A 12,366-nucleotide genomic window follows, 5' to 3' on the forward strand; every position below is an offset into this window, starting at 1 on the left:
CGCCGTCCCGCAGCGGCCGGAGACGGGCCTGCCGGACCTGCCCGACCCGAACCGCCCGTCCCGGTCGCCGGAACCCCCGCCCCGTTCCGCGCAGGGCTAGGGCGCAGGGCTAGGACGCGGGCCGTTCCAGCAGCGTGACCAGGCGGGCCAGCCCGTCCTTGCCGTGGCCCTCGGCCACTGCACGGTCGAGCAGGTCGCGCAGCGGGGCCAGAAGGGCGGGGTCCACTCCCTGCTCGCGGCTCGTGTCCATCAGGCCGGGAAACGCGACCTGGTTGGTGGCCACGCTGGAGACGTCGGTGCTGAAATCGCCGTCGTCCAAGGCCCGCGCGTATTCGGAGAATCCCTCCATCATCGCGGTCAGCCACGCGGTGACCATCGGATTGAACTCCGCCACCTGCACCTTCTCCGACCGGACGAGCGCGACCGCGTGGAAGTACCCGGCGATCATCCCGTACATGGCGTCCAGCAGCGCGAGGTCGAACAGCGGCGCGAGCCCCGGGTCGGTGCCCAGGAACCGCGCACCGCCGAACGCGCCGAGCAGCGCGCGGTTCTCCTCGAACGCGGCCTCGTCACCGCTGTAGAGGACGAGCGCGTCCGGCCCGCCGATCATCTGCGGGACGGCCATGATGCCGCCGTCGACGTACCGCCCACCGCTGCCGGTGACGTGCTCGGCCAGCGCCCGCGCCTGCTTCGGCGTCCCGTTGGTGAGCTGGACGACCGTGCGCCCGGCCAGCACGTCACCGGTCAGGACGCCGTCCGCGTTGCCGTACACGGACATGCAAACGATCACCAGCGGGCTCGCCGCGATCGCCTCCGCGGCCGTCGCCGCCGGGCGCGCTCCCTTGGCGGCAAGCGGCTCGGCCTTGCCCGGCGAACGGTTCCAGACCGTCACGGAGTGCCCGTTCTTCAGCAGCGCCTCCGCGAGCGCCGTCCCCATGAACCCCAGCCCGAGCACGGTCACGGATGTCTGTTCAGCCATGACGATTCCCCTTTCCGTTAGGAGACCGAGCCTGCCGCCCGCGGCTTCGGGAACCCTTCGGGCCGCATTACGGTGGCGGGTATGCGCTTCGGGGTGCTCGGCCCGCTGGAGGTGCGGACGGGGGACGGCACGCCGGTCAGGGTCGCCGACCGCAAGGTCCGCGCCCTTCTCGCGCACGCCGGGCGGACCGTCCCCGCCGACCGCCTGATCGACGATCTGTGGGGCGACGGGCTGCCCGCCAACCCGCCCGCGACCCTCCAGGCCCGCGTCTCCCAGCTCCGCCGCACCCTGGACGACGCCGAACCCGGCGCCCGCGCCCTGGTCGAGAAGGTCCCGCCCGGCTACCGCCTGAACGCCCGCCCGGACGACGCCGCCCGGTTCGAGGACCTCCTCGCCGAGGCGCGAGCGTCCGAGGCCCCGGCGGCCCGCGCCGCCCTTCTCGCGGACGCGCTGTCCCTGTGGCGCGGCCCCGCCTACGCCGATTTCGCCGACGCGCCGTTCACGGCCCCCGAGATCACACGCCTGGACGAGCTGCGGCTCTCCGCACTCGAAGTCCACGCCGAGGCACGCCTGGACCTCGGCGACCACGAGGTCGTGGCGGCCGAACTGCGCGCCGCCGTCGACGAGCATCCGCTCCGGGAACGGCTCCGCGCGTCCTACATGCGCGCGCTCCACGGCGCGGGCCGTCCCGCCGACGCGCTCGCGACCTACGAGGACCTCCGGCACCGCCTCGCCGAAGACCTCGGCACCGACCCCGGCCCGGCCCTCGCCGACCTGCACCTCGCCATCCTCCGCCACACGCTGCCCGCGTCCGGGAACCTCCCCGCCGACATCACCCCGCTGATCGGGCGGGACACCGCGATGGACGAGCTCGCGGACGTCCTGACCGGCCCGGCCCGGATGGTGACCTTGACCGGGCCGGGCGGGGTCGGCAAGACGCGGCTGGCGGTGGCCGTCGCGCGGCGCGTGCGGGATCGGCACCCCGACGGCGTCTGGCTGGTGCCGCTGGACGAGGGCCTCAAGGCGGGCGCATCGGTGGACGAGGTGGCGTCGTTCGTGGCCGGTGTCCTCGGGCTGCGCGACGACGCGGGCGTCGCGGGCGGCGGCCCGGCGGGCAGGCTCGCGGAGGCGCTGCGCGGGAAGCGGGCGCTGCTCGTCCTGGACAACTGCGAGCACGCCGTCGAACCGGTCGCCCGCCTGGTCGCGGGCCTGCTGCGGGACGCCGCCGAGCCGCGCGTCCTCGCGACGAGCCGCGAGCCGATCGGGATCTCGGGCGAGCGGCTGTGGAGCGTCCCGCCGCTGGACGCCCGCGACGCCGCCGAACTGTTCGCCGAACGAGCGGGCATCACCCTCGGCTCACCGGCCATCGCGGACGTCTGCGCGCGGCTGGACGGCATCCCGCTCGCCCTCGAACTGGCCGCCACCCGCGTCCGGACGCTCGGCGTCGAGGGGCTGGCGGCGCGGCTGGACGACCGGTTCCGGCTCCTGTCTTCCGGCGCCCGGGACGCACCGGCCAGGCAGCGGACGCTCCGCGCGCTGATCGACTGGAGCTGGGAACCGCTCGGCGAACCCGAGCGACGGGTGCTGCGGCGGCTGGCGGCGCATTCGGGCGGCTGCACGCTCGAAGCGGCCGAAGAGGTCTGCGGCGCGGACGTCGGTGTGCTGGCGAGCCTCGTCGACCGGTCCCTGGTCGTGGCCGGTGACGGTCCCCGCTACCGGCTGCTGGAGTCGATCGCCGCGTACGCCGCCGAGCGGTTCCGCGAGGCGGGGGAGTACGGGGCGGCGCGCCGCCGCCACGCCGAGTACTACACGGCGCTCGCCGAACGCGCCGACCTGCGCGGCCCGGGCCAGCGGGAGGCGCTGCGCGCGCTGCGGGCCGAGTCCGGGAACCTGCGGACCGCGCTCGACACCGCCGTCGAGGACGGCGCCGCCGACCTCGCGCTGCGGCTGGTCAACGCGATGGGCTGGGCCTGGTTCCTGTGGGGCCGTCCCGGCGAGGCGCGCCGCGCGTTCCGGCGGGCCCTCGCCGTCCCCGGCGGCACGCCCGCGCGGACGGCCGTCGCCAAGACCTGGCACACCGGTTTCGCGATGCTCGAAGGCGACGGCCACGACCGCGACGAGCGCTGCCGCGAAGCCCTCGCCGCCTACGGCGAGAAGGACCCGTGGGCGGAATGGTTCCTCGGCTTCGTCCGCGCCGGGTTCGGCGACCTCGACGCGATCGAGGAACTCACCGCCCGCGCCCTGGAGGGCTTCCGCGCCGCCGACGACACGTGGGGTGAGGCCGCGGCGCTCGCCACCCGCGCCGCGCGGGCGCTCTCCGCGGGCGACCTCCCGAGGGCGGGACGCGACGGAGAGCGCGCCATAGAGCTGTTCCGGACGGCGGGCGACCGCTGGGGACGCCTCCAGGCCACCGAGACCCTCGGCGTCCTCGCCGAGGTGACCGGCGACTACGCCCGCGCGGCCCGGCTCCACGAGAGCGGGCTCCGCGACGCCGAAGAGCTCGGGCTCTGGACGGAGGCGTCCGGAGTCCTGTCCCGCCTCGGCCGCATCGCGCTGCTCACCGGCGACCTCGACCGCGCCGACGACCTGCACGAGCGCGGCAGGCGGCTGGCGGTCCGCGAGTCGCATCGCCGGATGGAGAACTTCGCCGACATCGGGCTGGCGCTGGCGGCCCGCCGCCGTGGCCGGCTGGACGAGGCGGAGGCGATCCTGCGCCGCTGGCTCGGCTGGGTCCGCGACATCGACGGCGCCCCCGGCATGGCCTTCCTGCTCGCCGAGCTCGGGTTCATCGCCGAACTGCGCGGAGACGCGGACCAGGCCCTCGGACTGCACGCCGAGGGCCTGGCCGCCGCCCGCGCGACCGGGAACCCGCGGGCGATCGCGCTGGCACTGGAGGGGACGGCGGGCGCGCTGTCCCTGGCGGGCCGCGACGAGGAGGCCGCGGCGGCGCTGGACGGCGCGTCCGCCGCCCGGGACGCCGCCGGAGCGCCGCTGCCGGAGGCGGAACGCGGCGACGTCGACCGGATCGAGGCCCGGCTCAGACGCGGTCGGCGGCGATGAGGACGTACTGGAAGCTGCCGCCCTTGTAGGCGTCGAGGAACGCCGCCTCGATGCCGGTGGCCAGCGTCGACTTCGCGCGCAGCTCCCAGTACGGGATCGTCGCGGAGGTGAGGTCCACCACGCTCACCGGGACGAGCCGGTTCGCCGCCATCTCCTTGAAGTACGTGCTGCGGGGGTGGATGTCGCAGATGTAGTGCGCGTTGATCTCGCTCACGGCCCGCGACGGCAGGCCGTAGGCGTCGTTGTAGCAGCCGGTGATGCACACGTACCGGCCGCCGCGCCGCAGCAGCCGGGCGTGCTCGGCGAACAGCAGGCCCAGCTCGACGTACATCGTGCTCTCGTTGTTCCAGATGGCCTGGAACTCGCCGGTCTCGAAACCGGTGTCGAGCATGTTCTTGAAGTGGAAGCGCACCTTGTCGGCGACGTCGCGCCGCTCGGCCTGCGCGTTGGCGAACGCGACCTGGGACTCGGAGATCGACACGCCGTCCACCCGGCAGCCGAACCGCTGGTGGGCCATCAGGCTGGAGCCGCCGCGCCCCGACCCCGCGTCCAGCAGCCGGTCGGTCGGCCGGACGGCGCCGAGATGGCTCATCAGCAGGTCGGCCTGCGCGGTCTCCAGCCGGTGCAGCTCGGCGATCGTCCGCTTCTCGCGGGTCTCGGGCGGGCCGTCGAGGACCGTCCAGTCCGCCGGGCCGATGCCGTAATGGTGGTGGTAGATCCCGTCCACTTCGCCCAGGCGGAGGTTGACCGGGTTCTTCTCGGCGTTCCAGTAGTCGGCGACCGAGTGCTGGTAGAGGCTGTTGAGAACCGCGGCGCCCTGGGTTGAGCCCATATCCGGTGATCCTTTCTCGACGGGATGCGTGGTCGGGTCATACAAGTGGTCGGGTCATGCGGGCGGTGGGGCCGTCACTTGTAGCGGCCGGACGATCCGTGCCATTCGAAGCCGCCCGCCATCCAGCCCTGCACACCGAGCAGGAACCGCTGGAGTTCGGGGGACGGGACCGCCGCCAGCTCCTTCTGGCTCGCCTCGAACCCCCGGACGAAGTGGTTGTGCATCTCGACGGCCGTCTCGACCGCCTCGCCCAACTGGCAGCCCTCCTCTTCGGCGATCAGCAGCACCACGTTGCAGTCGGGCAGCTCGTCGGCCGCCTCCTTCTCCGCCGAGTGCAGGTCGTTGACGATGACGGAGGCGGTCCCGGCCTGCATCACCGCGCGGTGGACGCGCGGCTCGTAGAAGAGGTTCGCGTCGAGCTGGTAGCCGCCGACGACGTCGATCAGCGTCATCGAGGTGTAGAAGCTGTCGTGCTGCCGCGCGGCGAGGTACCGCCACACCGGCGGCAGCTCGCCCAGGTGCCGCCAGGCGGCGTAGGCGGTCCAGCTCACGTACATCTGGAACGTGGTGTTGCAGATCCGCATGACCTGGGACGGCCCGGCGAGCCGCCGCAGGTGCCCGGCGGCCGACCGCAGCGCCATCAGGACGGGGTCGGCGCGCACCGCGTCCTCGAGCCGGTCGGTGTACTTCCCCGCGGGCGGTGGCGGGTCCATCGCGGACATCACCATCGCGAGCCGCGGCGGGAGCTCGGTCGGGGTGGCGCCGAGGTCGCTCTCGTCGGCGTAGTAGTCGTCGCAGGCCCACCATGCCGCGTTCATCTTGGCCGCGAACAGCAGCGGGTCGACGTCGTCGGTGTCGGGGTGGGCGAGCACGGCGAGGCGCCCGAACCCGGTGTCGCGGAACCGGTCGAGCTGGTCGGCGTAGATCCCGATCTCGTCGGCCCACGCGACCAGCCGGTCGTTGACCTCCAGGGCGAGGTCGTCGTCGACGCGCGCCGTCAGCGGGCAGTAGAGCGGGGGGAACGAGCCGTCGCCCCATTCCCGTTCCGCGTACCCCGGCGAGAAGTGCCCGCCCTTGCGCGTGGGACTCGGCAGCCGGGACGGCAGCGGCACCACCGCGTCCTGCGCGGGCGGGACGGCGGCCCCGGCCCCGGGCACGGGCACGGGCCCTGACTCAGGCGCGGGCGGGGCCTCGGGCTTGGCGACCAGCGTGTCCACCACGCGCGCCGCCGACGTGCCCAGACCGGTCGGGCCGGACAGGAGCCGGTTCACCCGCTCCGCCAGCAGTTCGTCCATCGTCGGTCCCCTCGCTGATCAAGGCGTGGCCCGGTGTCGCTCCGGAGAGCCGTGGGGCTCCGGGGAACAGTTACTCACAGCTTTACGGCGGCTACAACCGGCTATGACCTTGCCTCACGGTGACAGGATGTATCCCGCCGTCCGCGTGACGGCGATCCGCCGTCACAGGGGCACGGTGAGGAGCAGGACGGCCGCCCCGGCGCCCACGAGCCCGGCCGCCTGCGCGGCCGACAGCCGTTCGCGGAGCGCGGTGACGCCGAGCAGGACGGGCACGACCGGATACAGCGACGACAGGACGACCGCGATGACGACGAGCTGTTCCCGGGTGGCCAGCAGGTAGCAGACGAGCGCCGCCGCCGCGAGGCCCCCGTTCGCCGCCGACCAGAACGCGAGCCTCCCGGTGGGAAGGCGGAAGCCGGGCGTCCACAGCATGGGCGCGATCGTGAGGACGGCCGCGACGCGTCCCGCCGCGACGGGCCAGATCCCCGCGCCGTCGCCCGCCTGGGCGAGGGCGAGGTACTGGATCCCGATCCCGGCGCCCGCGACGAGCCCGTTGCCGATCGCCGCGCGCACCCTGCCGTGCTCGCCCGAGTCCGACCGGGACACGAGCCACAGCGCGGGCAGCACCACCGCGATCCCGGCCCACGCGGGCACCGGCGGGCGGTCGCCCAGCAGCGCGACGCCGGCCACGACGGGCAGCGCCACCCCGCCGACCGCGCTGACCGGGACGACCACGCTCATGTCGCCGCGGCCGATGCCCCGGTAGAGGAACACCATCGCGAGGCCCGTCCCGACGCCCGACAGCGCGCCCCATCCAAGGGACGTCGCGTCCATCGTTCCGTCCATGGGCACGAGCAGCGCGGCGGCGACGGCGCAGACGAGCCCGCCCGCCTGCCCGAGGAGCGCCACGGCCCTGAAGTCCGCGCGGCGCGACAGCAGACCGCCCGCCACGTCGGCGATGCCGTAGGCGAGCGCCGACGCCAGTGCGAGGAGGACTCCCGTCACACGCCCCCTGCCGCAGCGTCGCGTTCGGCCTGGCCGACCGGGCATACCGCGCCGGTGACGCAGCACTGCCGGTCGCAGAGGCGGCACATGACGTCCGCGTCGCCGATCTCCGCGTACAGGCGGGCCAGCAGCTTGCCCAGCAGGACGGTGAACGCCGCGCGCTCCTCGTCGTCCAGGACGTCGAGCACCCCGGCCAGTGGCGCGCCGCGCGCGTCCAGCATGTCGCGGACCGCGTCCTCGCCCGCCTCCGTGAGCCGCACGTGGACGGCACGGCCCTCCCCGCGGCGCCGCCGTGCGAGACCGGCGGCCTCCAGACCGTCGACCATCCGCGCCGCCGCCGACTGCGTGAGCCGGACGCGCCGCCCCAGCTCGGTGACGCCGAGGTCCGGCGCGTCCGCCAGGACGATCAGCGCGGCGGCCCCGCTCGGGCTCGCCCGCCCGGCCCCGGTGGCCCCGGCCAGGACGAGATCGGTCACCGCCAGCGAGGCGGCACCGAGCAGGTTCGCCAACCGTGCTTCATGCATGACTCATGCATGATACCTCCATGGGATGCTTGCGGGAAAGTCACGCGGAGAACCCGGAGGTCAGCGATGGATCGTGACGCCCCGCCCGCCGACGGGCGCCGGCGGATCGCCCGCACCGACGTGGTGCTCGCCGATCCGCGGCTCGCCGAGGCGGCGGGCCGGATCGGCCGCGGCGTCGTGAAGGCGGCCGTCGTCGCGGCGCAGCGGCGGGCCAGGGCGGGGGAGATCCCGCCGGACACGGTCGCCGACACGGCGGTGGCCGCGCTGCCGCCGACCGCGTCCGGGCTGCGTCCCGTGATCAACGCGACCGGCGTCCTGCTGCACACCAACCTCGGCCGGGCCCCGCTGTCGGACGCCGCGCGCGACGCCGTCGCGGTGGCGTCCGGCACGACCGACGTCGAGCTCGACCTGGAGACCGGCCGCCGGGCCCGGCGGGGCCGGTCGGCGCTGGCCGCCCTGCTGGAGCGGGTGCCGCGCGCGGAGGCCGCGCACGTCGTCAACAACGGCGCGGCGGCGCTCGTCCTGGCCGCGACCGCGCTCGCCACCGGCCGCGAGATCGTGATCAGCCGCGGCGAGATGGTGGAGATCGGCGACGGCTTCCGCATCCCCGACCTGCTCGCCGCGACCGGCGCGCGGCTCCGCGAGGTCGGCACGACCAACCGGACCTCGCCGGACGACTACGCCGCCGCGATCGGCGACGGCACCGGCTTCATCCTCAAGGTCCACCCGTCGAACTTCCGCATGACCGGCTTCACGCGCGGCGCGGACGTCGCCGAGCTGGCCGGGCTCGGCGTCCCGGTCGTCGCCGACATCGGCTCCGGCCTCCTCGCCCCCGAACCGCTCCTGCCGGACGAGCCCGACGCCGCGTCCATGCTCAAGGCCGGCGCGCATCTTGTCACGGCCAGCGGCGACAAGCTGCTCGGCGGGCCGCAGTGCGGGATCGTCCTCGGCGAGGAGGCCCTGGTCCGGCGGCTCGCGCGGCATCCGCTGGCCCGCGCGCTGCGGGTCGGCAAGATGACGCTCGCCGCGCTGGAGGCGACCCTCCGCGGCCCGCGCACCCCGACCGACGAGGCGCTCCACACGGACCCGGACGCGCTGCGCGAGCGCGCCGGACGCCTCGCCGCCCGCCTGCGCGACGCCGGGCTGGACGCGCGGGCCGTCGAGAGCGAGTCGGCGGTCGGCGGCGGAGGCGCGCCCGGCGTCGTCCTGCCGAGCGCGGCCGTGTCACTGCCCGAGCCGTACGCGCACCGGCTGCGGCACGCGGCGCCCGCCGTAATGGGACGCGTTGAGGACGGCCGCTGCCTCCTCGACCTCCGCTCCGTCCCGCCGCACCAGGACGACGCCCTCACCGAGACCGTCCTGCGGAGCGTCCCCTAGACCCCGGTGCCGGTCTCGTCGGTGATCCCGGCCCGTTCGCGGTACTCGCGGACGAGCGCCGCCGCGTCGGGCCCGCGCGGGCGCCGCCCCGGCCGGATGTCGCACGACAGCGCCTTCGCCTCCTGGATGTGGGTGTTCGGGTCCAGGGCGAGGTGCAGCAGCTCGTTCGCGGCGTCACCCCGGCTGTAGCCGTTCGGGCCCCAGTGGTAGGGCAGGCCGATCTGGTGCAGCGTCCGGCCGTCCACGACCAGCGGCGACATCCGCTCGGTGACCAGGACCCGCGCCTCGACGACGGCGCGCGGGCTGACGATCGTCGCCCAGCCGCCGTGCTCCAGGCCCCGCTTCGCCGCCAGCTCCGGCGACACCTCGCAGAAGAACTCCGGCTGCAGCTCGGCCAGGTACGGCTGCCACCGCGACATGCCGCCCGCCGTGTGGTGCTCGGTGAGCCGGTAGGTCGTCGCGACGAACGGGTACACCTCCGCGCCGGGCGCGCCGCCGCTCGGCGCGTACCGGTTGTCGGGATGCGGCGGCAGCAGATGCCGGACGGGGTTGCGCTGCTGCCCGTACAGCGGGTTCGAGAACGGCGACTCCTGCGGCTCGTAGTGCGTGGGGAGCGGCCCGTCGGTCAGCCCGGCGGGGGCGTACAGCCACGCCTTGCCGTCCGCCTGCATGATGAACGGGTCGTCCCCGGCGAGCGCGTCCGGCCCGGTGGCGTCGCGCGGCGGCTTGTGGCCGGGCGGCCGGTCGGCGATGAAGTCGGGCACGTCGTGGCCCGTCCACGTGCCCTTCTCCGCGTCCCACCAGACGAGGGCCTTGCGTTCGCTCCACGGTTTGCCGTCCAGGTCGGCGGACGCGCGGTTGTAGATGATGCGGCGGTTCGCGGGCCACGCCCAGCCCCACTCGGGCGCCACCCAGTTCTGCTCCTGGCCGGGCTTGCGGCGCGCGGGCTGGTTGACGCCGTCCGCGTAGCAACCGCAGTAGATCCAGCAACCGCAACTGGTGGACCCGTCGTCCTTGAGCTGCGTGTACGACGACAGCGGGTTCCCTTCCCCGTCGAACCCGTTGATCTCGGCCAGCACCGCTTCGGCGTCCGGTTCGTCCAGGGGGCCCTCGGTCGGGTAGTCCCACGTCAGGTCGAGCACCGGCCGGTCCATCTCGTCGGACGACCCGGCCAGCTTCTCCCTGATGATCCGGCCCAGGTGGTACATGAACCACAGGTCGCTGCGCGCGTCCCCGGCGGGCTCCACCGCCTTGTGGTGCCACTGCAGCATCCGCTGCGTGTTGGTGAAGCTGCCGTCCTTCTCGGTGTGCGCGGCGGCGGGCAGGAAGAACACCTCGGTGCCGATGTCCTCGGTGCGCATCTCGCCCGTCTCGATCTCCGGGCCGTCCTTCCACCACGTCGCCGACTCGATCAGCGAGAAGTCGCGGACGACGAGCCAGTCCAGGTTCGCCATCCCCAGCCGCTGGATCTTCGCGTTCGCGGACCCGACCGCCGGGTTCTCGCCCATCAGGAAATAGCCCTTGCACACCCCGTCGATCTGCGCCATCGCCGTCTCGTACGTGCTGTGCGAGCCGGTCAGCCGCGGCAGATAGTCGAAGCAGTAGTCGTTGTCCTCGGTCGCCGCGTCGCCCCAGTACGACTTCAGCAGGCTGACGAGGTAGGCGCGCATGTTGCCCCAGAACCCCTTGCGCGCGGACTCCGCCTGGACGAACGTGTCCAGATCCTCGTTCGTGTGGGCGTGCGGCATCGGGATGTAGCCGGGCAGCAGGTTGAACAGCGTCGGGATGTCGGTCGACCCCTGGATGGACGCGTGCCCGCGCAGCGCCAGGATGCCGCCGCCCGGACGGCCGATGTTGCCGAGCAGCGCCTGCAGAATGGCAGCCGTCCGGATGTACTGGACGCCGACCGTGTGCTGCGTCCAGCCGACCGCGTACGCGAAGGCGGTCGTCCGATCTCGCCCAGAGTTCTCCGTGACCATTTCGCAGACCTTCAGGAACTGGTCCTGCGGGACGCCGCAGATCCGCTCCACCATCTCGGGGGTGTACCTCGCATAGTGCCGCTTGAGCACCTGGAACACGCACCTCGGGTGCTCCAGGTCCGGATCCCGCTGCGGATCGCCCTCGCCGATCGCCGCGCCGCCGGACCCGTGCGCCTCACCGCGTCCGGCCTCCGCCACGGACTCGACGCGCTCGTCCCACTGCATGTCCCGCTCCCCGGCGGCGGACTGGACGTTCATCTCCGCGTACTGCCACGTCGCGTGGTCATAGCCGCGGGTCTCGGTGTTCAGCCCGGAGAAGACACCGTCCAGGTCCTCGGTGTCCCGGAAATCCTCCGACAGAATCACCGACGCGTTCGTATAAGCCCGCACATACTCATGAAAATACTTCTCGTTCTGTAGGACGTAATTGACGATTCCGCCCAGGAACGCGATGTCACTACCGGCCCGAAGCGGCACATGCACATCGGCGAGCGCACTCGTCCGGGTGAACCGCGGATCGACGTGGATCAGCCTCGCCTCGCGCGCCTTCGCCTCCATCACCCACTGGAACCCGACCGGATGGCATTCCGCCATGTTCGAGCCCTGAATGACGATGCAGTCCGCGTTCTGCAGATCCTGCTGGAAGGTGGTCGCGCCGCCGCGTCCGAACGAGGTTCCCAGACCGGGAACGGTGGAGGAGTGTCAAACGCGCGCCTGATTCTCGATCTGCACCGCGCCGAGCGCGGTGAACAGCTTCTTGATCAGGTAGTTCTCCTCGTTGTCGAGGGTGGCGCCGCCGAGGCTCGCGACGCCGAGCGTCCGGCGCACGGGGACGCCCTCGTCCTCCCACTGCCAGCCGCGCCGGCGCGACTCGATCACCCGGTCCGCGATCATCTCCATCGCGGTACCGAGGTCGAGCCGCTCCCACCGGGTGCCGTGCGGCCGCCGGTACAGCACCCCGTACTCGCGGGCCGACCCGGTGGTCAGCTGGAGGCTGGCCGAGCCCTTCGGGCACAGCCGCCCCCGGCTGACCGGCGAGTCCGGGTCGCCCTCGATCTGGGTGACCTTGCCGTCCTGGACGTACACGTCCTGCCCGCAGCCGACCGCGCAGTACGGGCAGACGGACTTCACGACCTGGTCGGCCGTACTCACCCGCGCCTCGATCCGCCCGGTTCCCGCGCTCTTCGCCGCGGCCCCCCGCCCGAGCGGGTCGTCGCCGGTGAACTGGCGGTAGACGGGCCATGACCCGATCCAAGTGCGAACGCCCACGTCACACCACCCCTCACCATCGGCGCGCCGCTGCCCCTACCCGGCC

General features: G+C 73.6%; 8 protein-coding genes. 2 read left to right on the forward strand and 6 right to left on the reverse strand.

From position 1 onward, the window contains the following. Nucleotides 1–109 precede the first annotated feature (109 nt). Nucleotides 110–979: an NAD(P)-binding domain-containing protein gene (locus E1264_RS31510; protein ID WP_132179228.1), complete on the reverse strand. Its 870-nt coding sequence runs from the start codon at nt 977–979 to the stop codon at nt 110–112. A gap of 81 nt (nt 980–1,060) precedes the next feature. Between E1264_RS31510 and E1264_RS31515 the strand changes: the two genes are divergently transcribed. Beyond that, nucleotides 1,061–4,039 carry a BTAD domain-containing putative transcriptional regulator gene (locus E1264_RS31515; RefSeq protein ID WP_132179230.1) on the forward strand — a complete coding sequence of 993 codons (2,979 nt, stop codon included), beginning with the start codon at nt 1,061–1,063 and terminating at the stop codon, nt 4,037–4,039. Here E1264_RS31515 and E1264_RS31520 read toward each other — a convergent pair. The 4 genes from E1264_RS31520 to E1264_RS31535 form a co-directional block, all read right to left on the reverse strand. Then, entirely contained in the window at nt 4,017–4,871 is an 855-nt protein-coding gene (locus E1264_RS31520) for a geranyl diphosphate 2-C-methyltransferase (protein ID WP_132179232.1), read from the reverse strand. The genes E1264_RS31515 and E1264_RS31520 overlap by 23 nt on opposite strands. 74 nt (nt 4,872–4,945) lie before the next feature. Further along, nucleotides 4,946–6,166: a family 2 encapsulin nanocompartment cargo protein terpene cyclase gene (locus E1264_RS31525; protein ID WP_132179234.1), complete on the reverse strand. Its 1,221-nt coding sequence runs from the start codon at nt 6,164–6,166 to the stop codon at nt 4,946–4,948. Nucleotides 6,167–6,328: 162 nt separating this feature from the next. Then, complete coding sequence (locus E1264_RS31530) at nt 6,329–7,171, reverse strand: EamA family transporter (RefSeq protein ID WP_207936489.1); 843 nt, start codon at nt 7,169–7,171, stop codon at nt 6,329–6,331. Then, nucleotides 7,168–7,695, reverse strand: a complete 528-nt coding sequence (locus E1264_RS31535) for a MarR family winged helix-turn-helix transcriptional regulator (RefSeq protein ID WP_132179238.1) — start codon at nt 7,693–7,695, stop codon at nt 7,168–7,170. Before E1264_RS31535 ends, E1264_RS31530 begins: the two co-directional genes overlap by 4 nt. A 66-nt stretch (nt 7,696–7,761) precedes the next feature. Here E1264_RS31535 and selA point away from each other — a divergent pair, with 66 nt between their 5' ends. After that, the gene (gene selA / locus E1264_RS31540; protein ID WP_132179240.1) at nt 7,762–9,072 is read left to right on the forward strand and encodes an L-seryl-tRNA(Sec) selenium transferase; all 1,311 of its coding nucleotides are present in this window, start codon (nt 7,762–7,764) and stop codon (nt 9,070–9,072) included. Here selA and fdh read toward each other — a convergent pair. Next, the gene (fdh, locus tag E1264_RS31545) at nt 9,069–12,320 is read right to left on the reverse strand and encodes a formate dehydrogenase (RefSeq protein WP_132179242.1); all 3,252 of its coding nucleotides are present in this window, start codon (nt 12,318–12,320) and stop codon (nt 9,069–9,071) included. The two genes, selA and fdh, sit on opposite strands and share 4 nt — an antisense overlap. Nucleotides 12,321–12,366: the final 46 nt, after the last annotated feature.

It is taken from the genome of Actinomadura sp. KC216, assembly GCF_004348535.1.
Lineage (GTDB): Bacteria > Actinomycetota > Actinomycetes > Streptosporangiales > Streptosporangiaceae > Spirillospora.